The organism is Rothia sp. SCPM-O-B-18226 (M350), assembly GCF_058213595.1.
Window position 1 is genome coordinate 113656 of sequence record NZ_JBYQJS010000003.1, and the last position, 25870, is coordinate 139525.

Consider the following 25870-nt stretch of genomic DNA (forward strand, 5'->3'; position numbering starts at 1 on the left):
TGAGCTGGGCAACCATCGGTTAGAATTAAACGCATTAGTAGTACTTATCTATCCAAGGAGAGAAAGATGGCGGGAAACCCGCTTATTAATTCAATGACGAAGAAGCAGGGGCAGGGCGATCCTCGCTTCGGTCGCTTCGGCGCCGGTGGCCAGGCTCAGCAGAGCCAGCAGCAGGCTTACGGTCAGCAGAGCCAGCCCCAGTACGGCCAGGCTCAGTATAGCCAGCAGGGCTACGGTCAGCCCCAGTATGGCCAGCAGGCCTACGGTCAGCAGAGCCAGCCCCAGTACGGCCAGGCTCAGTATGGCCAGCAGGGCTACGGTCAGCCGCAGTACACCGATTACAGTGCTCCGACCTACTCCGAGCCGACCTACTCCGAGCCGGTTCCGGCCGGTGAGCGTCTGACCATGAACGACGTGCTGGTCAAGACCGCCATTAACCTGGGCCTGGTCGTGGTGGGCGCCGTGGTCGCATGGTACGTGCCCGTGCTGATGCTCCTGGGTCTGCTGGGCGGCCTGGTGCTGGGCCTCGTGAACTCCTTCAAGCAGAAGGTTTCCCCGGTTTTGGTCATGGCCTACGCGCTCATGGAGGGCATGATGCTGGGCGGTCTGTCCGCCATCGTCAACCTGCGCTACCCGGGCACCGCCATCCAGGCGGTTCTGGCAACAATCGTGGTTGCGGGTGTGACCCTGGCTCTCTTCGCCAACGGCAAGATTCGCACCACCCCCAAGCTGAATAAGATTTTCATGATTGGTGCGCTCAGCTACCTGGGTTACGGCCTGGTGTCCATGCTGACCGCTGGTCTCTTCGGCTTCTCGCTGAATAGCATGAGCATCGGTGGTATCCCGCTGGGTCTGCCGATTGCTCTGATCGCGGTTGCGATGGCAACCTACTCGCTGCTGATTGACTACACCACGACCGCCGAGGCTGTGGATGCGGGTCTGCCGCAGAGCGAGTCCTGGCGCCTGGCTTTCGGCCTGACCGCATCGCTGGTGTGGCTGTACGTTGAGATTCTGCGCGTACTCATGTACCTGGCAAGCATCTTCAGCAACGACTAAAAATTCGTACGAAGCGGCGGTACCGTAGCGGTGCCGCCGCTTTCGCGGCTTTGGCGGGGTTTAGCGCCCCACGAATACCGGCTCGCCCAGCAACCTGGCGGGCTTGAGAAAGAGAGACAGCGTGAAGCATATATCGAGTGCCGAAGAACGTCGGGCGGGGGAGGGCTACCGGGTTCCCTTCGCCGTGGACGTGGCCGGCGCGTGGTCCTGGCGCCTCATCGTGATTGCCGGCGCGGGCTGGGTCGTGTGGAAGGGCTTGGGGCACGTCTCCCTGCTGGTCATCGCGATGATGGTGGCCATGCTCCTGGCGGCTCTGCTGAGCCCGACCGTCATGCTCCTGCGGAAGAAGGGCGTGCGGGCCGGCGGCGCGGCTGCTATCGCCGAGCTGGGTCTGCTGCTGCTTCTCGCCGTGATTATTTCGCTGACCGGTCAGCAGCTGGTGCGCGGTTTCGCCACGATGGCTAATAAGGCGGTGCAGGGCTATCAGCAGCTCGTGGACTGGCTGAAGAGCCTCGGGTACGATTTGGGTGCTGACCAGCTGAACCAGCTCCTGCACCAGATTGAGAACACTTTTAAGGACAATCCGAACACCGTGCTGAACGGAGTGTCTCGGGTCGGTTCGACCGCTGCCGATGTCGCAACCGGTGTGCTCCTAACCCTGTTCACGCTGCTTTTCTTCCTGATGGAGGGCGAACGCATCTGGCTGTTCGTCGTCGGTCTCTTCCCCAAGGACGCGCGCGAGGCCGTGAATGGTGCGGGCCGCGCGGGCTGGAAGTCCCTGGGCGCCTACGTCCGCGTGCAGATTCTGGTGGCCGCGATTGATGCCATCGGTATCGGCCTGGGCGCCGCCATCCTGGGTGTGCCCCTGGCGATTCCGCTGGGCGTGCTGGTGTTCCTGGGTTCCTTTATCCCGGTGATTGGTGCGCTGTTCTCCGGTGTCGTGGCGGTGCTTCTGGCGCTCGTGGCCCTGGGGCCGGTGCAGGCGCTGATTATGCTGGGCATCGTGCTACTGGTGCAGCAGGTGGAGTCGCATATTCTGCAGCCGCTCATCATGGGTAAGGCTGTATCACTGCACCCGCTGGCCGTGATTTTCTCGGTGGCCGGCGGCTCCATGATTTTCGGTGCCGTGGGCGCGCTGTTCGCGGTGCCGACGCTGGCCGTGGTGAACTCGGTGGTGCGCTACCTGGCGAATCGCGGTTGGGAACACGATCCCAGCCTACGCGATGAGGAGTTCCTCTTCCCGCACGAGGTGGCTCGCCGCGAGCAGGCTGAGGAGAAGGCCCAGGAACGGCAGGAGAGCGTCAAGAAGCTGGCCTCCCGAGTGCCGCGCCATCAGAAGGCTGAGGCGCCTGAGAATCGGGCTTCCGAGGCTTCGGACTCCTCCGAAGACTAGGGGCCTGCATCGAGCGGGAGGTTTTGGCGTAGGGCACCCCGCCATCCTCGATAACGCACCGCTAACTCGTCCCGGCGATACCGCCGGCCGCGATGCCGTCTACGGCGGTGTCTCGCCAGGGGGCTACTCGCGACCGGGTAGCCCCCTTCGCTGTACCCATCCTCTAAAATGGGATGAGCAATACATCACCGTCCCGCGCCCGCGGGACAACGCACCGTCAGAATGGAAAACCCGTGAGCGTAGATCTCGACTCCCTGCCCGTGACCATTACCGATATTGAACGTGCCGCAGAGCTGCTCGAAGGCGTTATTGAACGCACCCCGGTCGCCCATTCGCGTGCCCTGAGCCAGCGCCTGGGTTCCGAGGTGTTCTTCAAGTGTGAGAACCTACAACGCGCCGGTTCGTTCAAGGTGCGCGGCGCGTATGTGCGCATGGCAAAGCTCTCCGAGGAGGAGAAGAAGCGCGGCGTGGTGGCCGCGAGCGCGGGTAACCACGCGCAGGGTGTGGCCCTGGCGGCTGACCGCCTGGGCATTAAGGCCCGCATCTACATGCCGCTGGGCGCGGCGCTGCCGAAGATTACCGCAACCCGCGATCACGGTGCCGAGGTTGAGCTGTACGGCGTGACCGTGGACGAGGCCCTGGCGGAGGCGAAGCGCTACGCCGAAGAGACCGGCGCGGTCTTCGTGCACCCCTTCGATAACGAAGACATTATCGCGGGCCAGGGCACGATTGGCCTGGAGATTCTGGAGCAGGTGCCCGATGTGGATACCGTCATCGTGGGTGTTGGCGGCGGCGGCCTGCTGGCCGGCCTGTCCGCGGCGATTCGCGCGAAGGAGCAGGAGCTCGGCAAGAAGATCAAGATTATCGGTGTTCAGGCTGAGCACGCCGCGGCCTACCCGCTGTCCCTCGCTGCGGATGCTCTGGTGCCCCTGAAGAAGGTCTCCACCATCGCCGACGGTATCGCCGTGGGTCGCCCCGGCCAGATGCCCTTCTCCATCATCAAGGAGCTGGTGGATGACGTGGCGACCGTGAGCGAAGACGATATCGCCCGCGCCCTCATTTTCCTCATGGAACGCAACAAGCTCGTGGTGGAGCCCGCCGGTTCGGTGCCCGTGGCGGCGCTGATGAACGGCAAGCTGAAGGAAGAGTACGGCGACCTGGGCACCGTCGTGTGCGTGCTCTCGGGCGGCAATATCGACCCGATGCTGATGCTGAAGGTGATTCAGCGCGGTCTTTCCGCTGCCGGCCGCTACATGACCATTAAGATGATGCTCTCTGACCGCCCGGGTGAGCTGGCAACCATCTCACGCATCATCTCCGAGAACGACGCGAACGTTACCGGTGTGGATCACACCCGCGTGGGTGGCTCGCTCTCCATGGGCGATGTGTCCATCACCATCGACATGGAAACCAAGGGTGTGGAGCACTGCCGCCAGGTCATTTCTGCCTTGGAGTACGAGGGCTTCAAACCGATTATCGTCTACTAAGCCGACCTTACATTTTGTGGGTTGCCGCTCGCTCGTGAATCTTCACGCGGTGAAGCGGAAGACATAAAAAGTGCGGGGTGCCGATTCCGAAGAATCGGCACCCCGCACTTTTAGCGTGTTGGCGCCGGGGCCGTGGACCTCGACAGCCGCAAATCTATGAGCCTCGACTTAGGCGTGGTAGGGGGTCACAGAGACAATCTTGGCGCTCAGCTCCTTGCCGTTCGGAGCGGTGTAGGAAACCTCGTCGCCCTGCTTAGCGCCCAGGATTGCGGCACCCAGCGGGGACTTCTCCGAGAAGACCTTCAGATCGGTACCGGCGGGGAGGGTATCCTCAATCTCGCGGGAACCAAGCAGGAACTTCAGGTGGCGGCCCGCAACCTCGGCCTCAATGACCATGCCCAGGGCCACAACGCCGTCGTCGACGGGAGCGTCGCCAATCTGTGCGGTCTCCAGCAGGTGCTTGAGCTGCTTGATGCGTGCCTCGTTCTTGGCCTGCTCGTCGCGGGCGGCGTGGTAGCCGCCGTTCTCACGGAGGTCGCCCTCGTCGCGTGCCTGCGCGATGCGGTCGACGATTTCCTGACGGTACGGGCCGGAGAGGTACTCCAGCTCCTGGGTGAGACGGTCGAAGGCGTCCTGAGTGAGCCATGCACCGGTGTTGTCAGCCATGCGTATCCTTTGCTTGTGCGCCGGCGTTGCCGGTGCGAAACGAATAAACCCGCTACCGTGTGCCGCGTTCAATGCGCGGCGGCGCCGGTAACGGAATGAATCAACAGACCTATTTTAGAGCACCGGAGGGTTTTCGGCTGGTAGCTCGGTCGCTTCTTCCCCTCTGAGCGCACCTTTGAGCGTATCCTCGACGATGCGCGGGCCGACGGCAGAAAAGCCGGGCGGACGGCGGCTGCCGCATACTTGAGATTCCCCAGCGCTTCTCCGGATACACCCCCGGATGTGACCTTACGTTTCACGATGTCACACGGCGTCATCTGCGCTAGTGGACCTTCCCGACCCCGGGTATCATACGAGGAGTTACACCGGCGTTGTTTCGTAATGCTTTCGTCGTGGCCTTCGGATAATCACCGGAAGGCGCCGACGCATCCCGCACCTAATACGCCACCCACCGCACCGCCAGGCACTAACCCAAAGGACACCACCGTGAGCGAAGCCATCGAACAGCTGAAGGCGAACCTGCCGACTCACCCTCCCGTCGAGGCTATTAAGCCGCTGGAGGAGGACTACACCGGTCTGCGCATCCTGGCCGTGCACGCACACCCGGACGACGAGTCCTCCAAGGGCGCAGGTACCGCATCCGCGTATATCGCCCGTGGCGCGCGCTTCATGGTGGCGACGATGACCGGCGGCGAGCGCGGCGACATTCTGAATGAGGAGGTCGATAAGAGCCCGCGTGCGCACCGTGACCTGCCGGGTCTGCGCCGCGCTGAGATGGCGGCTGCCCGCGAGATTATGGGTATTGAGCACCGCTGGATTGGCTTCTTCGACTCGGGCCTGCCCGAAGGCGACCCCATGCCGTCGCTTCCCTTTGGTAGCTTTGGCACCATGCCCCTGGACCGTGCCGCCGCGCCGCTCGTGCGTCTGGTGCGTGAATACCGCCCGCACATCATCATCACCTATGACGAGATCGGCGGCTACCCGCACCCCGACCACATCATGACCCACAAGGTTGCCGTGGAAGCATTCGAGAAGGCAGGCGACCCGGAAGCCTACGTGGGTGAGGGAGAGCCCTGGACCCCGCTGAAGCTCTATTACGACCGCGCATTCAACCCCGAACGCACCCTCGCCCTGCACGAGCATCTGCTCGATACGCACGGTGAGAGCCTGCTGAGCGGCTGGATTGAGAACCTCGCGCACCGCGCCTCCTCGGGGGAGGCGCCTCGCCACGAGACTACGACCCGCATCCTGGTGACCGACCACTTTGAGCAGCGCGATCAGGCTTTGCGCGCGCACGCATCGCAGGTGGACCCGAACGGCGTGTTCTTCGCCGTTCCCAGCGAACAGCTGAAGGATATTTGGCCCTGGGAGGACTACACGCTGGCCGCCTCGCACGCTGAGGTTCAGCTGCCCGAATCTAGCCTGGACGAGGGCCTGAGCGACTACTACGTCATCTAGAGCTCAGCCACGATGCTTCTTCAGCGCCCCCGGTTCCGCCCAGTGATGCATACGGAGAGCGGGGCCGGGGCCTTCGCATGAGTACCCACTCCGGGTCCGGGCCCCGTCTGAGCCCCCGGAAGCTCAAACTTTGAGCCGATTCTCAGCCCTTCCGCACCCGCGGGGAGCCCCGCGGCGCGCGCCCGGGGCGTAGAATTAGAGCTTGGGCTCTCACACCGTAGAGCCCGTGATGCATCCGCTTCGACAGCCGAATGAGGTACGAGCCATGAGCGCTAACGCCCTGCCCGTGATTACCGTGCACGGTCATGCCAGCAACCCCGGTACTGTCACGGAGCTGACCGTCTACGAGCGGGCCCTGGAGCGCTCGCTGAGCCCTGAAATCCTGCCCGCCCACATTGGAGTGCTGGTGGACGGCAACCGCCGCTGGGCGGCTCAGCGCGGCTTGAGCACCCGTGAGGGCCACGCCGCCGGTGCGGAGCGAATTATTGATTTTCTGGCCTGGTGCGCCGAGCTGTCGATTCCGCAGGTGAGCCTGTACATGCTCTCGGTTGAGAACCTCAAGCGCCCCGAGCAGGAACTGACCGGCCTGGTGGCGGTCATCGATAACTTCCTGGTACGGCTGGTGGAGTCTGCGTGCGGTCCTGTGCGCGCCATCGGCAATATTGACCTGATTCCTCGTCAGCTACACGAGCGCCTGGACTGGGCGATTGAGCAGACTGCGCACCTATCCGGCGTGCGGGTGAACATTGCGGTCGGTTACGGCGGCCGCCAGGAGATTGTGGATGCGGTCCGCTCGGTTCTGCGCGAGGCCGCCGCTGAGGGCACATCCTTGGAATCGCTTGCCGAACAGCTGAGCGTGGAGAATATTTCTTCGCACCTGTACACCGCCGATATGCCTGACCCGGACCTGCTGATTCGTACCTCGGGCGAGCAGCGCCTGTCCGGTTTTATGACCTGGCAGAGCGCGTATTCCGAGTTTTATTTCTGCCGTGCCCTGTGGCCGGATTTCACGCGCGTTGATTTTCTGCGTGCCCTGCGGGACTACGCGAACCGTTCCCGCCGCTTCGGTTCCTAGAAGCTTCCTAGAGGCTAAGGGTCTAGCGCCGTTGACCCGTGTTTCTCGGCTGGCTGTTCCTGACTAGTAGCCTCCGGTAGTACAGCCTCCAGCATTACAGAATGGACGTTCTATGCTCGCTGAGCTTTCCCGCCTCTACAACGCAGGCGGCGCCTCCACAATTGCCGCTCTGGTGCTCGGCAGCTACCTGCTGTATTTTCTGTGGTGCGCCCTGCGGCTGTGGCGTATTGATGTGCGGGAGCACCGCCTGCCGCACCGCATCCTGATTCCTTTGGCTATTGCGACCTATACGGCGCTGCCGGTGTCTTTGCTTTTTGCGGGTCGCCCCGCCGATATTTGGCGTGTGATTGGTGCCGGTCTGGTGCTGTGGTTCTGCTACCTGCTTCTGCGTATCCTGTCTTTTGGCGCGCTGGGCCGCGGGGATGTGAAGCTCGCTGGTATCCTGGGCGGCGTGCTCGGGTACCTGTCCTGGGCGAACCTGGGCTGGGCGTCGTTGGTAACGTTCCTTGCCGGTGGTCTGGTGTCTTTGGCTCTGGTGCTGTTCACGAAGGCGCGCGGTAGCACCCGCATTGCCTTCGGCCCGTTTATGCTTCTGGGTGCGCTGGTGGCGTTGGCGGCTCCTGCGTATTCTCTGTGGTAGATTCCGAAGTAGGGTGACCGTCCGGCTAAGTGGCGGGCTCGTTCTTCGTGCGGTTCGCGGCTGTTCGCTCTGCTCCCTAGCACCTATTTCTCGGCAGAACTGCCGGGGCTTTTGAAAGGTTGATGTTATGCCTACTCCTCCCTATATCCGTAAGCTGCGTGAGCGGATTGGTTCGGATTACCTGTGGCTGTCCGGCGCGACGGCTGTGGTGTACCGTGAGCAGGATTCTAAGGTGCTGCTGGTGCGCCGTAGCGATAACGGGGCGTGGACCCCGATTACGGGCATTGTGGACCCGGGGGAGAGCCCCGCACTGACCTGCCTGCGTGAGGCGCAGGAGGAAGCGAATGTGCAGATTGAGGTGCTGGAGTTGGCGCAGGTGAAGGCTGACCCTGCCATGCAGTTCGGTAATGGTGACCGCTGCCAGTTCTTGGATCATACGTTCTTGTGCCGCTGGGTTTCTGGTGAGGCGAAGGTGAACGACGAGGAGTCTTCGCAGGTGCGTTGGGTAGATGTGTCTGACCCGGCGGAGCGTGCGTTGCTTTCGGAGCGGATGCTGGACCGTATTGATGTGGCGCTGAACTATGACGGTCACTGTCGTTTTGGTTTGGAGTCGGTGCCGCCGGAAGAGTACTAGACCAGCTGCTGGGACTGAGTAAAAGCCGCTGATTGAGGCGTGCATATACAGAAGGAGGGGCGACCCGCCGTCATGGCGAGTCGCCCCTCCCAGCATTTTTTATGACAGTTTGTTACATGTTATTGGGTGGTTCTTCCTGTTTTTCTGTGGGCTTGGGGGGCTGGAGGCCTAAATTTTGTCGTGGTTTTATTTTGTTTTTGTCTTTTTTACTTTAAGTTGTGCCTGTGTGTCGAGTTATGGGTGGTGCGCATGAGATGCTTTATATATGACACGGGTTACATTGGGAGTGACGGCCCCGTATTAGTCAGTAACCCGAGAAAGATTCGTTCACGTGATGTTCTGGTGAGCGTAGTCGCTTTCCTTTTACTCTGCCTATAAATCTTTAAGGCATGCCATTTTTCTGTGAACTAGGCTCATTGTGTTCATCGCAATTCTTGGGCGCTATTTTGATGCGTCCTGGAAGGAGCAAAGCATGACAACACATAAAATACCCTGGAGAATCTACGTAGCCCTTATCGGCTCTCTGGTAGGTACAGGAATATATTCCTTCGCCCTACCCATCGCGATTCTCGCTAGTACAGGCGAAATTGGGTTGGCTGGCGTGATGGCGGTAGCCATGCAAATCCCCAATATCGCCTTGGCATATCCACTAGCAACCCTATCGGATAGTCTGCCTCGAAAACCTATGATTGTGATTGCCGGGGCAGTAAACATCCTCAGCATCCTTACCTTGGCGTTGATGATTGAGCAGCATATGCTGTCATGGTTCGCCATCGCCGCACTAGGATTTGTGAGCGGTGTCTTCTCTGAGCTGGCTGCTGCCTCAGAAGCAGGATATATTCCGCAGCTTCTCGGACGAGAAAACCTTCTTTCGTACAATGCACGTCGTGAAATTTGCGAGGGAATATCCGCAATCATTGCGCCCCCTACAGCAGGGTTTATTGTTCTTGTCGCGGGTGCAACGGTCGGTCTTATCGTCCCGGTGCTCCTTTTCGGAGCGGCAACTATTTCATACGCAACGTTGCCATCCGTAGAGATGGAAACTAAAACTGAGCAACGCGAAACCGTACAACATGGGTTTATTCACCGCATGTTTGACGGTATCCAATACATGTTCTCCGGTGCCCCGCAGAGACTTATCCTTGTCTACACGTTCTTCTTGGCGGCAGCTACAGCATCGTATTCGCTCATTATTATTTACCGCCTGTATGAGGAGCTCACTTTTGAAGCCTCAGTGGTAGGTATGATTATGGCCTGCAGCGGTATCGGTGGTATCGTCGCGGCGCTCATCATCGATCGTTTCCTCTCTTTCGAGAACACACGAGGAATGCTACTGGTCGCCAATGTCGTATCCCTGCTCGGAATACCGCTGGTCACCATCAGCAATAACCCCGTAGTGCTCGGCGCACTGCTCTTCATCCTGGACGTAGGATGGGCATCAGCTTTCATCTTCTCCAACAATCTGCGTGATTGCATTACACCGAATGAGCTACTGGGGCGTGCCAGCTCCCTTGACGGTGCCGTGTTTGGGCTAGGAACGTTGTACTCCATGGGTGCGGTAGCACTGATGCTTGACCATCTCGGCTCCTTCAACGCTGCGCTTGTCGTCAGTATCCCGGCTGTACTCTGCCTCATCTACACGCTGGTCCACTATAAACAGTTCAAAGTGTTCAATATTGTTGAACAATAGTGAGAACCTGTTGCCAACTCAATGACGGGGCAGAGAACACAGACAGAAGGAGGGACGACCCGCCGTCATGGCGAGTCGCCCCTCCCTCTATGGTTAAGCCGCGAACCTCAGGTGAGGTTCAAGCGGGTGAGATTAGAAGTTGCCCAGCATCTTGGTGACGTCCAGAGCCGCATCCAGCTGCTCTTCAGTCACTTCGCCGCGCTCCACGTAGCCCAGAGCCACAACTGCCTCACGGACAGTCACCTTGTGAGCCACCGAGTACTTAGCAATCTTCGCAGCAGCCTCGTAACCAATCAGCTTGTTCAGCGGGGTCACGGTCGACGGCGAAGCCTCAGCCAGGAAGCGGCAACGCTCAACGTTAGCGGTCAGACCGTCAATCATCTTCTCAGCCGAAACACGAGAAACATTAGCGAGCAGGCGAATCGACTGCAGCAGGTTAGCAGCCATCACCGGGATACCCACGTTCAGCTCAAACGCGCCGTTAGTGGAAGACAGGGCAATGGTTGCGTCGTTACCGATGACCTGAGCGGCAACCTGAATGGTTGCCTCACAAATCACGGGGTTGACCTTACCGGGCATAATCGAGGAGCCGGGCTGCAGGTCGGGGATGTGCAGCTCGCCCAGGCCGGTGTTCGGGCCCGAACCCATCCAGCGGATGTCGTTGCTGATCTTCATCAGGCCGTACGCCAGGGTGCGCAGCTGACCGGAAACCTCAATTAGGCCGTCACGGTTAGCCTGAGCCTCGAAGTGGTTACGAGCCTCGGTCAGGGGCAGGCCGGTCTCCTCAGCGAGCAGTTCAATCACGCGAGCGGAGAAGCCTGCCGGGGTGTTAATGCCGGTGCCCACAGCGGTACCGCCCAGGGGAACCTCAGCCACGCGGGGCAGGGAAGCGTTCACACGCTCAATACCGTAACGCACGGTTGCGGCGTAGCCGGAGAACTCCTGGCCCAGGGTGATGGGGGTTGCGTCCATCAGGTGGGTACGGCCCGACTTCACAACGTCCTTGAACTCAACGGACTTGCGCTCCAGGGACTCAGCGAGCACCTCGAGAGCGGGAATCAGGTCCTTTACCAGAGCCTCGGTCACAGCAACGTGAACGGAGGTGGGGAAGACGTCGTTGGAGGACTGGGAAGCGTTCACGTGGTCGTTGGGGTGAACCTCAATACCCTTGGACTCCAAGGAACGGGTTGCCAGGGTTGCCAGAACCTCGTTCGCGTTCATGTTCGAGGAGGTACCGGAACCGGTCTGGAAGACGTCAATGGGGAAGTGGGCGTCGTACTTACCGGTTGCTACCAGATCCGCTGCGTCGCGGATAGCCTGGGCGCGCTCAGCGTCGAGCACCTTGAGTTCCTCATTGGCGGTCGCGGCTGCCTTCTTCACGAGGGCAAGCGCACGAATATGGGCGGATTCGAGGGTCTGACCCGAAATCGGGAAGTTCTCGACTGCGCGCTGGGTCTGTGCACGGTAGAGTGCATCAGCCGGAACGCGAACTTCGCCCATGGTGTCATGTTCAATGCGGTATTCAATGTTTTCAGCCATATCTCTAGCATAGGCGTTCAAAGTGGCCCCCGTCGCCAAAATCCGGTGCCAGAAAAGGAAAAACGCTCATAAATTTTGCAGGATTCAGAGCACGGAAAAAGCCCCACCCCCGCGAATGTGGGAACACACCGTAGGGGAGGGGCTTACCCATGAAAAAACATGGTCTTGCGTGTGAACGAGTGGGTTCTCGCGGTGGGCCGTTTTATCGTCCCTCCGGAGAAATAAATCCGGGCTCTAGTCCAGGTTCTCGGCAATCACGACGCGCGGGGGAGTCTTCACGACCACGGGGAGCGTCTGGGTCGGCGGGTTCTGTTCATCGTTCTTCTCCTCCTGCAGAGCGAGGTCCTGCGAGCTGAACACGAGCTCGGCCTTACCCTCCTTCAGATGGTAGAAGACGCCGATCACGGCGACCTTACCCGCAAGCACCGCATCCGAAATGATGTGGGACTGCTCGATAATGCGGATAGCGGTCTGGCGGGTGTGCTCACGAACCATATCGTTGACGACCGGGTTTTCGGGTAGCTTCGGGGACATTACCGAAGGCAGGATGTGCTGCACCAGGTTACGGATGAAGCCGTGCGGCATCTCGCCGGACTCCAGGGACTTGCTGGCCGCGGTCACGGCGCCGCAGGAGTCGTGGCCAAGAACCATCACGATGGGGGTCTCAAACTCCTCAACCGCGTACTCCAGCGAACCGAGCGCGGCGTTCTCCAGCACGTGGCCGGCGGTGCGCACCACGAAGGCATCGCCCAGGCCCAGGTCAAAAATAATTTCCGCCGCCAGGCGGGAGTCACCGCAACCAAAGATGGAGGCGAAGGGGAACTGGCCCGCAGCCAGGTCGGTGCGGCGGATGGTGTCCTGGTTGGGGTGCTCGTTGCTACCCTCAACGAAACGTCGGTTGCCGTCCTTCAGACGCTTCCATGCCTCTGCGGGGGTCGGCTGAACCTGGTTGGGCTTCTTAGCCATGGTGTCTTCTCCTTGATACCTGGGCGCAGGGGATGCGGTTTCGGCGACCCGAGCGGCCTCAATGGAGAGGTCCCTCACCAACGCCCAAAAGAACTTAACTCAAATATGCCCTAACGATGCAAAAAATAGCTAATGCGACGCGCCCTCGCGGAGTGAGAGGAGCGCATCCTTTCACTGAATGACCAACACGCCCGAAAACCCGTTCATAACGAGAAAAGCGGTGCGTAAGCGCGCTATCCTGAAAGGAGCACTGATCGCCGGTGATTTCGTGCTGGAAAGGTCCAGCCAACCGGCGCTGTCAAGAATTCTCGAAGGTGAGTCTATGACTACGAACAATAACCACGGCGACCGTAACCTGGCAATGGAACTGGTGCGCGCTACCGAAGCCGCAGCCATCGCAGCGGGTCCCTGGGTTGGCGCGGGCGAAAAGAATCTTGCGGACGGCGCAGCTGTCGACGCTATGCGCTACCGCCTCTCCACCGTCAACTTCAACGGTACCGTGGTCATCGGCGAGGGCGAGAAGGACAAGGCCCCCATGCTGTACAACGGCGAGAACGTCGGCGACGGCTCCGGCCCCTCCCTCGACGTCGCGGTTGATCCCATCGACGGCACCCGCCTGACCGCGCTCGGCATGGACAACGCCCTCTCCGTGATTGCCGTGGCAGACGGCGGCACCATGTTCGACCCCTCCGCCGTGTTCTACATGGAGAAGCTGGTCACCGGCCCCGAGGCCGCCGAATTCGTGGACCTGCGCCTGCCCGTTAAGCAGAACCTGCACCTGGTCGCTAAGGCTAAGGGCAAGAAGGTCAGCGAGCTGACCGTCTGCGTGCTGGACCGCCCCCGCCACGCCAAGCTGATCCAGGAGATTCGTGATGCAGGTGCCCGTACCCGCATCATCCTCGACGGTGACGTCGCCGGCGCTATCGCGGCCTGCCGCGAGAACACCGGCGTGGACCTGATGCTCGGCACCGGTGGCACCCCCGAGGGCGTCGTCGCGGCATGCGCCATTAAGGCAACCGGCGGCGTGATTCAGGGCCGCCTGGCACCGACCGACGAGGCAGAGCGCGAGAAGGCACTGGCCGCGGGCCACGACCTGGACCGCGTGCTGACCACCAACGACCTGGTCACCAGCGACAACTGCTTCTTCGCCGCAACCGGTATTACCGACGGCAAGTTGCTGCGCGGCGTGCGCTACAACAAGAACGTTGTGACCACCCAGTCGCTGGTCATGCGTTCCTCCTCCGGTACCGTGCGCACCGTTGAGGCTGAGCACCGCCTCTCCCGCCTGCGCGAGATTCTCTCGCACACCAAGAGCCCCGGCGAAGCATAAGCCTTTGAGGTAGCCCCCAAGCATAAGGAGCCGCCCCCGACCGAATCACTCGGTCGGGGGCGGCTCCTTATGCTTATCGCCGTTACCGGCACACGTTAGCGCGAACGCAGGGAACGCAGCTTATCCTTGGCCTTAGATACCGCATCGCGAACCGCCGGGCGTGCCTTGTACGCCAGGGTATAGGCACGGTAACCCAGCGAGGTGACCGGCACATCCCAGGTACCCGGGTACTCCACAGACTCGCCACCGAAGGACTTCTTGAACTTCGTGAAACCAGCCCACTCGTGGTCCGGCTGATCCTCCGGCGCAATGCCGAAGAGGTCAACGTACTTCAGACCCTTACGCTTAGCGTCCAGGATAAAGTTCGTCACCACCACAACACCTGCACTAAGGTTGCGGTGCTCGAAGGAAGCCGCCGCGTGCGCGTAGGTGCGGGTGTCGTCCGAATCGTACACGAACGCCGCCGCAATCGGGGTGCTCTCACCGTTCTCGCCCGCCAGCTTCGCAATGTAGAGCGATGCCGCACCGGCGGGCATCAGCACGCGAGCAACCTGCATCAGGTAGTCGTCCTGCTGGCGGTTGAAGCCGTTACGCTCCGCGGTCTCCTCGAGGAAGCCGAAGAGAATCGACATATCCGAAGGATCGGTCGAAACCTCGATGGTCACGCCCTTTTTGTGGATATTACGATGACGATTACGGTAACTGGAGCTCATTCCCTTGAGGATTTCGTCCTCGGTGCCCGAGAGGTCAATAATCTGCGTGTGCGAGGGCTGCACCTGGCGAGGAGCCAGAACCGCACCGCGACGAGCCAGGAATGTAACGGCATCCTGGTCACCCCAGATTGCCGATTCGGTAGGCTCGATACGCACGAACAGACAACGGTGCTTCGCGGCCTCTTCCTTCAATGACGCGAGAGCCTCGTCGAAGGCCACAGCGCTGGAGGCGACCGGTCCGTACGGGCTGTACAGGTAGCGGCCGGTGGCGCCGCCCTCAACGGTTGCAAGGTACGACCAGCCGTTACCGCTCTTGCGGATTACGGTGTGACCATTAGATTCCTGAAAACGTGCCCAAATATCGGACTGAAGAATATTGCTCATCCTTCTAGTGTATCCGAGCTTAGGGAACGTAAGCCTGGGGCTCCGAGGAGGCTTCGGGGGCAGAGTTCGGACGGGTTGAAGAGACGTTCTCCTCAGCCTCGCGCTCGGCGGCTGCCTTGGCCTTGGCCTCGGCCACGCGGGTGCGCAGGGAGGCGCCCTTGTCGATAGCCGACTGGCGCAGGTTAGCCGAGAACTCGTGCAGGTCGTCGTGCACCTGGCGGGCGAAAGCATCGGTGCCCGAACCCAGGATGCGTAGGGCCAGCAGGCCCGCGTTGCGTGCACCGTTGATGGATACGGTAGCCACCGGAACGCCGGCGGGCATCTGGACGATCGACAGCAGCGAATCCATGCCTTCGAGGTTCTTCAGGCGCACCGGAACACCAATCACCGGCAGAGCGGTGACCGAGGCGAGCATGCCCGGCAGGTGAGCGGCACCGCCGGCACCGGCGATAATCACGCGGATGCCGCGGCTGTGAGCCTTCTTGCCGTACTCAATCATGTCCTCGGGCATGCGGTGCGCCGAGACGACGTCAGCCTCGTAGGGGATGCCGAACTCTTCCAGCACCTCGGCGGCGGCCTCCATGACCGACCAATCCGAATCGGAACCCATCACAATGCCGACGATGGGCTGGGAGGAATCATAGGGAGACTGAGACATAATCCTCATATCCTTTCACAATGCGGTGGAATACCACCATCACTAGGGGCGTCGAGCGCGGGTTCTCAGCGGAGAGAACCCGCGCTCGACCTATATTTGAGTGGCCCGTCGCCTACAGGGGGCGGCCATCGCGCAAAATGGATGCGGCGTTGGCGGCGCTGTGGCGCAGGTTCTCAAGCTCATCGACCCGACCCGAAATATTGACGTGGCCAATCTTGCGGCCGGGTCGGGTTTCCTTACCGTAGAAGTGAATCTTGGCGCGAGGCTCGGCCGAGAGGGCCAGCGGGTAGACGCCGAAGATGTCCTCGTTCTCGCCGCCCAGGTAGTTCTTCATGACGGCGACCTCGTCCAGCACGGAGGTATCGCCCAGCGGCAGATCCAGCACGGCGCGCAGATGCTGCTCGAACTGGCTGGTCACCGAACCGTTCTGGGTCCAGTGGCCGGTGTTGTGCGGGCGCATGGCTAGCTCGTTGATGTAGAAGCCTGCGGGGGAGCCGGGCACCTCGAAGAGCTCGGCGGCCATCACGCCGGTCACGCCCAGCTCGGAGGCGATGGTCACGGCTGCGGCCGCGGCGGCCTCGGCAATCTCGGGGGCCAGGTTCTGCGCGGGGGCAATCACCTCGTCACAGATGGAGTTCACCTGGATGGTCTCAACGACCGGCCAGGGGCGCACCTCGCCGCTCTCACGACGAGCCACCAGTGCGGAAAGCTCGCGGGTGAAGGGAACCTTCTCCTCGGCCAGCAGGGCGGAGAAATCGGTGCGCGAGGGCAACTGCTCGAACCATTCGGAGCTACGCTCGCGGGCCTCGGCGGGGGAATCCAGCACAAGCACTCCCTTGCCGTCGTAGCCGCCGCGCGGGGTCTTCAATACCACGGGCCAGCCAATCTCATCGCCGAAGGCAAGAAGCTCGTCCAGGGTAGAAACCTTAGCCCAGCGAGGGTTCGGCAGACCCAGGCGCTCGACGGCCTGGCGCATCAGGAGCTTATCCTGCGCGTACTGCAGAGCGTCGGGCTGAGGCTGCACGTTCACACCCTCGGCCATGAGGGTGCGCAAAAATTCGGTGGGCACGTGCTCGTGATCGAAGGTGATGACATCCTTGCCGCGGGCAAACTCGCGGAGGGTATCGAGATCCTTGTAATCGCCAACGGGGGCGGTGCGTACCGCCGCCACGGCGCCGACGGTGGGCGCCTCCGCGAGAATCTGCAGGTTGATGCCAAGGTTAGTTGCTGCGGGGGCCATCATGCGGGCCAGCTGGCCTCCGCCGATGACGCCAATTACGGGTCCAGTCACAGGGTAAGTCACATCACCTAAGTGTACTCGCTTCGGGGCGTACACGTTAGATGAACCGTATCGTGAACTGTGGGCGGGCGATTGCCTGTGGCGGGGGAAAAGCTGCCGCTACCGGCTGGGTATTGACTGAAAAATCTGGCGCGGCTAGGGATAACCCGGCCGGTCTGTACTACCATATGAAGAGCTTGAAAAGTCCCCGGCGCCCGGTCTCTGCCTCGCGGCCCCGCTCTGGCGGACCCGGAAGCTATCCACCGACACCACCTGTTAGATAGGCCCCGCATGAGCGCACAGACTAAACCCACCATGACCGAACGACTGAAATCCCTGTGGGACAGCTACGGCATCGAGGTGCTTAAGTTCGGAACCGTCGGTGGCGCTGCGTTTGTGGTGAATTCCATTACCGTGTGGGTTCTCATGATGACCGTCATGTCGCAGTCCCACACGAAGGCAAAGGTCGTCGCAAGTATCGTGGCCACCATCTTCTCGTGGCTTATGAACCGCCTGTGGACCTTCCGCGAATCCCGCTCCGAAAACTGGAAGCGCGAGGCCGTCGAATTCGGCATCGTCAACCTGCTGGGCATCATGGTTGAGGCCGGCTGCGTGGCCTTTAGCACCTACGTGCTGAACCTGCGCACCGCGGAGGCCTCGTTCATCTCCGGTACGATCATCGGTACCATCCTGGGCACCATCCTGCGTTACTTCCTCTACCGCTTCTGGGTGTACGGCTCGCACCGTAACCAGGTCTCCAAGGGTGAGGGCACCGACCATGAGGAACTCGGCCGCATGTTTGATGACGCGGCCGCCATCCTGGACGGCGAAGCCTCGGAAGGCTTCAAGGCTCAGGACGGCGGGGCGAACGCGTCCGGTACCGAGCGCGGCCGCTAAACGGCACCGCTCAGAGCCCACCAGCCCTATAAAAGACAAAGCACCGGCCCCGATACTTCGTGTATCGGGGCCGGTGCTTTATCTTCACGCTCTTATCGTATCGGGGGCCTAACTACAGGGCAGTTCCTTGGCGCGTTCGGCCTCCAGGAGGGATGCAAGCCGCTCTTCGCTCCACTCAACGGCCGGGTCGGCCAGGAACACGGCGCGCCCCGAAGCCATGATGGCCAAGGCCTGCATCAGGGTGCTCAGCGTCGCCTCCGAGGAATCAAAACCGTAGCTGGGGCTCAGCATGAGGGCCAACGCCCGCTGACCGCCGGAAAGCGTCTCGCCACGGTACGAGTCCGCTAGCTGGCGAATCTGCGCGTAGGCCTCGGAGTAGGTGAAGCCCTCGACCACTTCGGCAGACTCGTCGGGCAGCAGACCCTCGTAGTGGTCACCCATGCTGGGCACCAGGGCACAGAAATCGAGCACTTCATCGGCGTAGGTTTGCAGAGCAGTCAAATCCCCAGAGTAGGCGAGGGCCAGGGGAGCGCGGTCTACCGCCAGAAGATAGGCTGGGCCGTTGACGAAGCGCGCGTCCTGCTCGGTGCATACCGCGGCGGCCAGGGGCTCGTCCCGGTCGAGAGTTGCGCCCACGCGCAGGGCGGCTAGGCCGACCACCAGAGGACGCCAGTGCAGGGGCGCCTGCAGATCGAAGGCCTCTTCAGTGGCGAGGTCACATTCCTCGATGAGCAGGTTGGCGGTCTTGTTGACCCAGTTCATGAGGACGCGCCCGGAGAGCTCGATGCGCTCGCCGTTGTCGGAGTACCAGATGAGTGCGGGGGTCTGCACGGAGCTGAGGGCCTCAAAGAATCGGTTGAGGGAGGCGGGAACCGCGGGACCGGTGGGGGATAGGGTAACCATGGTTTCACTCTACCGCACCGCAGGCATTGCGCCGGGCACGGGGGGGGGGGGAGAGAGCCGGGGGTTATCTCGGCCACGCGGCCGAGGGGAGAGATCGTCATAGAACGGTAAGGAGAAAATTTTCAGGGAACGAGAAGAAAAAACACGCGGCGCGGAGCGATATTTTCAAATAGTGCTTGTCATAAAACCGCTTAATGTAAAGTTTTCTTGTTACGGGTGTGAAATTTTTGTCCGTAAGGGCCTATATGCACAACTGCATAAATTGGGAAACGTGCGGACGAAAAATAGCTGAGGTATGGCTACTCTTAATTTATTGGCGGGTTTCTAAAATTAGGGCCGGAGCCCCGAAATGTAGCCGACTGCCCGGAACCGCCCCGGAAACCAGGTGCGTGATGACGAACCCGACGAGGGGTTTCGTGCCGTTCGCGAGACGATATTTTTGTTCCCAAACCAAATAAAAGTCGCAATTACAATAAATAATCGTCACGTTATATACATCTAAATAATCATTAAGTCTAGTTTGACGAAACGGCGTGTCGCACGTCTAATAGATATATAAGCGTGTTTGCTTTGGGGGACCGTAGAGGCTGAAGCGAACCATGCCACACCATACACACTAAGATTCCGTCCACGACGGATCCGCAGACTCATTATCCTCACAATGAGAACACGGAAGGAAAACCCATGGGCTCCTACCTAGCCGCTGACCGCATAACCGCGGCACGCACATCAGGCGCTCAGCACCGTAGCATGAACCCTGCACCATCACTCGAACAGGCCGCCGATGCCTTTCTAACCGACGCCGAGCGGCGACAGTCCGCCCCCGTCGATATTTGGGCTGCCGCCGCTGGACTCTACGGAACCGAAGGAGACGACGGAGAGCTCGCCTGGCAAGCCGAAGCGCTCTGCGCCCAGACCGACCCCGAAGCCTTCTTCCCCGAAAAGGGCGGCTCCACCCGGGACGCCAAAAGGGTGTGCGGTGTATGCCCCGTACGCGAAGAGTGTCTACAATATGCAATGGACAATGACGAGCGCTTCGGCATCTGGGGCGGTCTGTCAGAACGAGAACGCCGCCGACTACGCAAGCAGGCGAGCTAAGCCAGGAAGGTACAACCCACATGCAGACTGCGCGACTGTGCTCCCGCCAAACCTGCCGACGAGAGGCGACCGTCACCCTCCACTACTCTTACGCGGACTCCACCGCAACCATCGATGAGCTCTCGGAGTTTCGTGACCCTCACGCCTACGACCTCTGCGACGAGCACGCCGCCCGACTCACCGCACCGCAGGGCTGGCACGTAGTCTACAAGGTACCTGTCCAGGCGGTGGACACCGAAAGCTAAGCTTTAAAGCACTAGAATGTAAAGAACCTTCCGCGAATTGCCGCGGAAGGTTCTTTGCGTGTGAGAAACTGGCAGGTAGTATTCACCCGCCCGAACACACTCAACGGACACTCACTCACGATAGAACGCGAGACCATGACCAAAGAAACACCTCGAGGCATGTGGGGAGCCCTGCGCCCGGCCATCCGTCGAACCAACGCAGAGGAGCTCCTGCAGGCCCGCCAAGCCGAACGACAGACCAACCGTCAGGCTGTTGAACCGGCACCGAACACCGGCGCCTTCGGACGCATCGCCGCCGACGTTCCGAACGTTGCCGAAGAACCCGACCTGCCCACCGGTTCCGTTCCCGTCGTTCCGGCCCGCAGCAAGTTGCGCGAGCAGGGTGTTGGTTCGCGCGTGCGCACCCGAACCAACGTTTCCACCGGTTTCGTGCCCCTGGTCCGTGACTCTCAGAGCACCCCCAAGAACCCCACGCTCAGCGATCTCAACCGTGAGACCATGCAGCGTGCCGCCGAAGCTGAAGCGACAGCTACAACCCCCGCGAGCGCCTCCAGCGCACCCGCCGCGGATGCACCCGCCCAGGCGGCGAGCGTCGCCACCGCCGAGGCCGCAACCACCACGGGTAGCAGCCGCAAGTACCGCACCGAAACCACCCGCACGGGCCAGAACCGGACCGTCGCCGACCCCAACGCGCCGCTCTCTTCGCTCGCCTCCTCACCCGAGGCTGCGGAACGCGCCGCGGCACGCCAGGACGCCATGCAGGATCAGCCGCGCCTGCTGAGGCTGCGTTCCACGCTCATCGCCCTCGCCGTGCCGCTGAGCGTGCTGATGATTGCGATTCGCGTCGTCGCCTCCGCGCCCTTCCTCTGGTTCGAGTACCACCGTCCCGGGTTCCCCGAGGATAGCTACGGCTACTACCTCATCGAACGCATGCGCCTGGGTTCCTACGGCCTGGACTACATCAACAACTTTGCCCCGCGAGAGTACCTCGCGCGCATCACCACCGGTGCCGACAACGCTCTTGCCTTCACCGACGCAGAGGTCAACCACATGCACGATGTGAAGTGGGTTCTGCTAATCGCCACGATGGCCGTCGCCGTATTTGTGCTGATCACGCTCTTCAGCAGCCTCTCGCTGCGCGAGCGCGCCCCCGGGGTGATTCGCCGTAGCCTCTTCACCGGCACCTGGATTACCCTCGGCCTCATCGTGGTGTTGGGCGTCGTGGGAGCCTTCGGCTGGGAATGGCTCTTCACGACCTTCCACCAGGTGTTCTTCCCGCAGGGTAACTGGGAATTCTCGGTGCGAAGCACCCTGATTCGCCTCTACCCGCCGCAGTTCTGGATTGACGCGGCCATCGCCGTGGCGGTTATCGTGGCCGTGCAGATCGTGATTCTGCTGGTGGGCACCTGGCCCACGACCTATCGCAAGCTTAAGGCGGAGCGTCGCCGCCAGGAACGCCAGGAACTGCGCGTCAAGCTGACCTCGGCCCGCGTGGGCGAGAACTAGCATCGCGCACCAGAACGTATAGCGAGGGGGCCGGAACTATAAGTTCCGGCCCCCTCGCGTATTTGGGGCGTCGGCAGACTAAGCCCCGCAGACTAAGCCTCGTGGACTAAGCCCGAGATTCTAAATCCAAGACTTAAACCACATGTGCGAGTACCACTGCTCGTAGGGGATGACCTGAGCTGTCCACAGCGGCATGAAGTACGCGCTCAGCACGAGCACACCCACCAGGTACAGCACGACCACTGTCACGCCGACTCGCGCCCTCACCACCGAACCGCGAGCCCCCGAGAGGCACAGGCCCAGGGCACCGGCCAGCAGCAGAATCAGGAACGGCTCGAAGGACAGCGCGTAGAAGTAGAACATCGTGCGGGTCGGGTACATAAACCACGGGAAATAGCCGGCACCGAACACCAGCAGCAGCGCGCCGAAACGCCAGTCCCGCTTGAGCAGGAACACGAATAGGCCCACCAAGATCGCGGGAATAAACGCCCACCAGATTGCCGGGTTACCAATGTTCAAGATGGCCTCGGAGCATGACTTTACCGTGCATCCGGCAGAACCCAGCTTCGGCGACTCGTAGAAGTACGAGGTCGGGCGGCCCAGAATCAGCCACTGCCATGCCTGCGAGGAATAGGTGTGCGGGGTGCTCAGACCCGAGTGGAACTTGAAAGCGGAGGCGTGGTACTCCCACAGGGAACGCAAATCCTCCGGGAGCCACAAAAGGCCCTTGCCCGGGTTCTCCTGAGCCCAGTGACGGAAGTACGCATTCGAAGACTGGAACCAGCCGGCCCAGGTGCTCAGGTACACCAGCAGACCCACACCAATCATCTGCACGAAGGCCGGGATGCCATCGCGCACCAGAGCGATCAGCCCCCACTTCGGCAGGCCAACGATGCGGCGGGCATTCATATCCCAGAAAACCGTCAGCAGACCCATCGCGGCGATAAAGAAGAGAGAGTTCCACTTCACGCCCACGGCGGCACCGGCGCACACACCGGCCGCCACACGCCACAGCCGCAGGCCCATACCCGGACCCCAAGACATCGGAGGGAGCTCCCCCTGGTACTGCCGGGCAGCCTCCGCAATATTGCGGGCCAATACGCGCCGGGCGTGGATGCGGTCCAAGAGCAGGCACACGAAGGTCGCCAGAATCCAGAACATCTGGAAGATATCGAGTAGCGCCAGGCGCGACTCAACCAGCATGAGGCCGTCCACAGCGGCCAGCAGCGCCGCGATGGTCGAAACCGTTACGGAACGGAAGAGCAACCACGCTGCGTAGGCAATCAGCGCCACCGAAAGCGTACCGATGACGGCCGCCGAGACGCGCCAACCGAAGGGATTATTATCGCCAAAGATCGCCATGCCGGCGGCAATCATCCATTTGCCCAGCGGCGGATGCACCACGTACTCCGGCGAGTCCGACAGGATACCCGAGGGGTGCCCCGCCACGAAGGATGCGTTCGCGTCCTTCGTCCAGCTCAGTTCGTAGCCGTAGTGAACGTAGGAGTAGGCATCTTTCGCGTAGTAGGTTTCGTCGAAGACGATGGCGTTCGGGTGGGCCAAGTTGTAGAAGCGCAGCACACCGGCCAGCAGCACAATCAGCGTGGGAGCCACCCAGCCCCAGCGCGGGGCCCGGATGTAGGCGACAGCGAGGGCATCGAGCAGGGAATCCAGGCCGTAGCGTCCTGCGCGGACGGCGGCCTGGCTCGACTCGGTCGAGGCCTCGGGGGAGGAGAGCTTAGGTATCTTCACCCATCCATCCTAAATGGTTAGACAGTATGATGCACCATTTCCGCCCGGTGACGAGGGTATATGACGCCTGGAGCACCCGCCGCGGGGAAAGCGTTACCCTCACCCGCCGCCCAAAAAACGAGCGTTACACTTAGGTGGTAAGCGAAGACCAGACACAGACACGAGGCCTGCCATGACCGCACCCGCCGCCGAATACCCCGAAGAATCCGCCGAGCTCTCCGAACCCTCAACGGCCGATGCGCCCAACTCCGACGTGCCCGTCACCTCCGAGGAAGGCGGCGTGCTCATCCTCGGCGGCACCCCCATCGGTAACCTGGCCGACGCCTCCGACCGCCTGCGCTCGGCCCTCGCCACCGCAGACCTCATCGCCGTTGAGGACACCCGCAAGCTGCGGACCCTCGCCTCCGGGCTCGGTGTGCGCACCCGCGGTCGCGTCATCGTCAACCATGACCACAACGAAGAAGGACGCAGCGCAACCATCGTGCAGGCGGTGCAGGATGGCCAGCGCGTGTTGCTTCTCTCGGACGCGGGCATGCCAACCATCTCCGACCCCGGCTACGTGGCTGCGGCCGCGGTTGCCGAGGCGGACCTGCCCGTCACCGTGGTGCCCGGCCCCTCCGCCGCGCTGACCGCGCTCGCGCTCTCCGGCCTGCCCACCGGCCGCTTCACCTTCGAAGGGTTCCTGGCCCGAAAGGGCTCCGAGCGTTCGCGTCGCCTCGCCTCGCTGGCGGGGGAGGAACGCACCATGATCTTCTACGAATCCCCGCACCGCACCGCCGCGACCCTCGCTGACTTTGTGCAGACCTTCGGCGCGGACCGTCGAGGCACCGTCAGCCGTGAGCTGACCAAGCTCCACGAGGAGGTTCGCCGCGGCACCCTGGCCGAGCTCGCCGAGTGGGCTGAGTCAGAACGTATTCGCGGCGAGATCGTCATTATCGTCGAGGGCGCGCAGGCCCCCGAAACCCCCGAAGCGCAGGACGTCGTGCGGCTGGTCCTCGACCGTGTGGCCGCCGGCGAGCGACTCAAGGCCGCCTGTGCCGCCGTGGCCGCCGAGACCGGCACCTCCAAGCGCGAGCTGTACGAGGCAGCCCTGGCCGCCCGCTCGGAATAATGAACCGCCCGGAATAGTTATTACTGTGACGCCGTGACCCCGCGGGGCGTGCCCCCCCCGGGTTGTCCTGCGCGGACTATCCCGCGGCATCGCAAACACACAGAAGGATTCCCCATGTGCCAGAACCACACCGGTAACACCATCACCCAGGAGGACCTGAACACCCTCGCAGCCCTGGCGGGGTATACCCTGCCCACCCCCGCACAACTGGAGGGAACCGTGCTGCCGCAGGGCTGGAGCATCGTGCCCGGCGAAATCCCCGCCCCCTACGAGGCGGAGCTCTACGTGGGTATTAGCGACGCCGAGGGAGGGGAGGGCACCCGCCGCCGCTCCACGACCGGTGAGAACGGACGCAGCCGTAACCTGCTCTTCCCGCCCGCCCCCGAGCCGCTGCCCTACCCCATCGTGGACAACCACACCCACATGGACCTGCTCGACGGCGAGGTAGAAATCAGCGCCCGCGATGCGCTCGACACCGGTGAGAAGCTCGGCATCGGCGCCATCGTGCAGGTCGGATGCGATATTCCCTCCTCCCTCTACGCCGTCGCCGCCGCCCAGGCCGATGAGCGTGTGCTCGCAGCCGTCGCGATTCACCCGAACACCGCGCCCGAGCTGGCGCAGGCCGGAACCCTCGACGAAGCGCTGGCAACCCTGGACCGCCTGGCCGCTGCCGACCGCGTGCGCGCCATCGGTGAGACCGGCCTGGACTACTTCCGCACCGGAGATGAGGGTAAGGAGGCGCAGCACTACAGCTTCCGCGAGCACATCCGCCTGGCGAAGAAACACAACCTGGCACTGCAGATTCACGACCGTGACGCCCACGAGGACGTCGTGCGCATCCTGGACGAGGAGGGCGCGCCGGAGCGGACCGTGTTCCACTGCTACTCGGGCGGGCCCGAGCTGGCCGAAATCTGTAACGAGCGCGGCTGGTACATGAGCTTCTCGGGCACGGTCACCTTCAAAAATTCGAAGGGTATTCAGGAATCGCTAGCCATGGCTCGCCCGGAGCTGATTCTGGCTGAGACGGATGCGCCGTTTTTGACCCCGCATCCTTTCCGCGGTCGCCCGAACGCGTCGTACATGACAAACTACACGGTGCGTTTTATGGCTGCTCACCGCGGTGAGGAGCTGGAAGCACTATGTCGCCTCATCCGCGAAAATTCGGAGCGTGTGTATGGCCAGTGGTAGGTGCGTACAGCCTGTACGGATAGCTACTCTGGGTTGCTTACCCTGGGTCGCCTCGCGGCGCGTGTCTGCGTGCTAGACTGTAGCGACTATCATCAATTCACTCAAACAGCTATGCCATGATCTGATTTGCAGTATTTAGGTATGTATAGTGCCTCAATAGCGTGTTCAAAATTGGTGCTGCAAACGTCCCTACGAGATTTAT

General features: G+C 61.7%; 23 protein-coding genes. 15 read left to right on the forward strand and 8 right to left on the reverse strand.

What is annotated here, in order from left to right:
* The first annotated feature begins 66 nt into the window (after window positions 1–66).
* From AC3E6W_RS06060 to ilvA, 3 genes are all read left to right on the forward strand, one after another.
* The gene (locus AC3E6W_RS06060) at window positions 67–1056 is read left to right on the forward strand and encodes a Bax inhibitor-1/YccA family protein (RefSeq protein ID WP_490652591.1); all 990 of its coding nucleotides are present in this window, start codon (window positions 67–69) and stop codon (window positions 1054–1056) included.
* Between the two features lie 130 nt (window positions 1057–1186).
* On the forward strand, window positions 1187–2449 hold the full coding sequence (locus AC3E6W_RS06065; protein ID WP_490652680.1) for an AI-2E family transporter: 1263 nt from the start codon (window positions 1187–1189) through the stop codon (window positions 2447–2449).
* 233 nt (window positions 2450–2682) lie between these two features.
* Entirely contained in the window at window positions 2683–3936 is a 1254-nt protein-coding gene (gene ilvA, locus AC3E6W_RS06070; protein ID WP_490652592.1) for a threonine ammonia-lyase, read from the forward strand.
* Window positions 3937–4104: 168 nt separating this feature from the next.
* On the opposite strand, the gene greA is transcribed toward ilvA, so the two are convergent.
* Window positions 4105–4602 carry a transcription elongation factor GreA gene (gene greA / locus AC3E6W_RS06075; protein WP_070482912.1) on the reverse strand — a complete coding sequence of 166 codons (498 nt, stop codon included), beginning with the start codon at window positions 4600–4602 and terminating at the stop codon, window positions 4105–4107.
* Window positions 4603–5088: 486 nt separating this feature from the next.
* On the opposite strand from greA, the gene mca reads away from it, so the two are divergent.
* The 5 genes from mca to AC3E6W_RS06100 all read left to right on the forward strand — a co-directional run bounded on the left by mca (window position 5089) and on the right by AC3E6W_RS06100 (window position 10099).
* On the forward strand, window positions 5089–6060 hold the full coding sequence (gene mca / locus AC3E6W_RS06080; RefSeq protein ID WP_070681238.1) for a mycothiol conjugate amidase Mca: 972 nt from the start codon (window positions 5089–5091) through the stop codon (window positions 6058–6060).
* A gap of 265 nt (window positions 6061–6325) precedes the next feature.
* Window positions 6326–7135 (forward strand): polyprenyl diphosphate synthase, encoded by an 810-nt coding sequence (gene uppS / locus AC3E6W_RS06085; protein WP_303973363.1) that lies wholly within the window; start codon window positions 6326–6328, stop codon window positions 7133–7135.
* Between the two features lie 112 nt (window positions 7136–7247).
* The gene (locus AC3E6W_RS06090) at window positions 7248–7775 is read left to right on the forward strand and encodes a prepilin peptidase (protein ID WP_049346792.1); all 528 of its coding nucleotides are present in this window, start codon (window positions 7248–7250) and stop codon (window positions 7773–7775) included.
* A 127-nt stretch (window positions 7776–7902) separates the two neighbouring features.
* Window positions 7903–8409: an NUDIX hydrolase gene (locus tag AC3E6W_RS06095; protein ID WP_490652594.1), complete on the forward strand. Its 507-nt coding sequence runs from the start codon at window positions 7903–7905 to the stop codon at window positions 8407–8409.
* A gap of 418 nt (window positions 8410–8827) precedes the next feature.
* Window positions 8828–10099, forward strand: a complete 1272-nt coding sequence (locus tag AC3E6W_RS06100) for an MFS transporter (RefSeq protein ID WP_490652595.1) — start codon at window positions 8828–8830, stop codon at window positions 10097–10099.
* 132 nt (window positions 10100–10231) lie between these two features.
* Here AC3E6W_RS06100 and AC3E6W_RS06105 read toward each other — a convergent pair whose 3' ends face one another.
* Together AC3E6W_RS06105 and AC3E6W_RS06110 are read right to left on the reverse strand one after the other, a co-directional pair.
* Window positions 10232–11638: a class II fumarate hydratase gene (locus AC3E6W_RS06105; RefSeq protein ID WP_490652598.1), complete on the reverse strand. Its 1407-nt coding sequence runs from the start codon at window positions 11636–11638 to the stop codon at window positions 10232–10234.
* 234 nt (window positions 11639–11872) lie between these two features.
* Window positions 11873–12604, reverse strand: a complete 732-nt coding sequence (locus AC3E6W_RS06110; protein ID WP_314700432.1) for a carbonic anhydrase — start codon at window positions 12602–12604, stop codon at window positions 11873–11875.
* Between the two features lie 322 nt (window positions 12605–12926).
* Here AC3E6W_RS06110 and glpX point away from each other — a divergent pair, with 322 nt between their 5' ends.
* Window positions 12927–13934, forward strand: a complete 1008-nt coding sequence (gene glpX, locus AC3E6W_RS06115; RefSeq protein WP_049333011.1) for a class II fructose-bisphosphatase — start codon at window positions 12927–12929, stop codon at window positions 13932–13934.
* A 95-nt stretch (window positions 13935–14029) separates the two neighbouring features.
* Here glpX and AC3E6W_RS06120 read toward each other — a convergent pair whose 3' ends face one another.
* From AC3E6W_RS06120 to AC3E6W_RS06130, 3 genes are all read right to left on the reverse strand, one after another.
* On the reverse strand, window positions 14030–15031 hold the full coding sequence (locus AC3E6W_RS06120) for a lipid II:glycine glycyltransferase FemX (RefSeq protein WP_490652599.1): 1002 nt from the start codon (window positions 15029–15031) through the stop codon (window positions 14030–14032).
* Between the two features lie 19 nt (window positions 15032–15050).
* Window positions 15051–15689 (reverse strand): 5-(carboxyamino)imidazole ribonucleotide mutase, encoded by a 639-nt coding sequence (gene purE / locus AC3E6W_RS06125; protein WP_490652600.1) that lies wholly within the window; start codon window positions 15687–15689, stop codon window positions 15051–15053.
* 112 nt (window positions 15690–15801) lie between these two features.
* A complete protein-coding gene (locus AC3E6W_RS06130) occupies window positions 15802–16932 on the reverse strand; it encodes a 5-(carboxyamino)imidazole ribonucleotide synthase (protein WP_239663108.1) in 1131 nt (376 codons plus the stop codon).
* Window positions 16933–17259: 327 nt separating this feature from the next.
* On the opposite strand from AC3E6W_RS06130, the gene AC3E6W_RS06135 reads away from it, so the two are divergent.
* Entirely contained in the window at window positions 17260–17865 is a 606-nt protein-coding gene (locus AC3E6W_RS06135) for a GtrA family protein (RefSeq protein WP_490652602.1), read from the forward strand.
* A gap of 108 nt (window positions 17866–17973) precedes the next feature.
* Here AC3E6W_RS06135 and AC3E6W_RS06140 read toward each other — a convergent pair whose 3' ends face one another.
* On the reverse strand, window positions 17974–18768 hold the full coding sequence (locus AC3E6W_RS06140; RefSeq protein ID WP_049342942.1) for a TIGR03089 family protein: 795 nt from the start codon (window positions 18766–18768) through the stop codon (window positions 17974–17976).
* A 684-nt stretch (window positions 18769–19452) separates the two neighbouring features.
* On the opposite strand from AC3E6W_RS06140, the gene AC3E6W_RS06145 reads away from it, so the two are divergent.
* The 3 genes from AC3E6W_RS06145 (at window position 19453) to AC3E6W_RS06155 (ending at window position 21617) form a co-directional block, all read left to right on the forward strand.
* Window positions 19453–19866, forward strand: a complete 414-nt coding sequence (locus AC3E6W_RS06145) for a WhiB family transcriptional regulator (protein WP_083313072.1) — start codon at window positions 19453–19455, stop codon at window positions 19864–19866.
* A gap of 20 nt (window positions 19867–19886) precedes the next feature.
* A complete protein-coding gene (locus AC3E6W_RS06150) occupies window positions 19887–20111 on the forward strand; it encodes a DUF3499 family protein (RefSeq protein ID WP_049333002.1) in 225 nt (74 codons plus the stop codon).
* Window positions 20112–20246: 135 nt separating this feature from the next.
* Window positions 20247–21617: a TIGR01906 family membrane protein gene (locus AC3E6W_RS06155; RefSeq protein WP_371556194.1), complete on the forward strand. Its 1371-nt coding sequence runs from the start codon at window positions 20247–20249 to the stop codon at window positions 21615–21617.
* A 120-nt stretch (window positions 21618–21737) separates the two neighbouring features.
* Here the strand turns inward: AC3E6W_RS06155 and AC3E6W_RS06160 are convergent, their stop codons facing one another.
* A complete protein-coding gene (locus tag AC3E6W_RS06160; protein WP_490652604.1) occupies window positions 21738–23369 on the reverse strand; it encodes a dolichyl-phosphate-mannose--protein mannosyltransferase in 1632 nt (543 codons plus the stop codon).
* A gap of 172 nt (window positions 23370–23541) precedes the next feature.
* Between AC3E6W_RS06160 and rsmI the strand changes: the two genes are divergently transcribed.
* Together rsmI and AC3E6W_RS06170 are read left to right on the forward strand one after the other, a co-directional pair.
* Entirely contained in the window at window positions 23542–24480 is a 939-nt protein-coding gene (gene rsmI, locus AC3E6W_RS06165) for a 16S rRNA (cytidine(1402)-2'-O)-methyltransferase (protein WP_314555558.1), read from the forward strand.
* Window positions 24481–24594: 114 nt separating this feature from the next.
* On the forward strand, window positions 24595–25668 hold the full coding sequence (locus AC3E6W_RS06170; RefSeq protein ID WP_490652606.1) for a TatD family hydrolase: 1074 nt from the start codon (window positions 24595–24597) through the stop codon (window positions 25666–25668).
* Window positions 25669–25870: the final 202 nt, after the last annotated feature.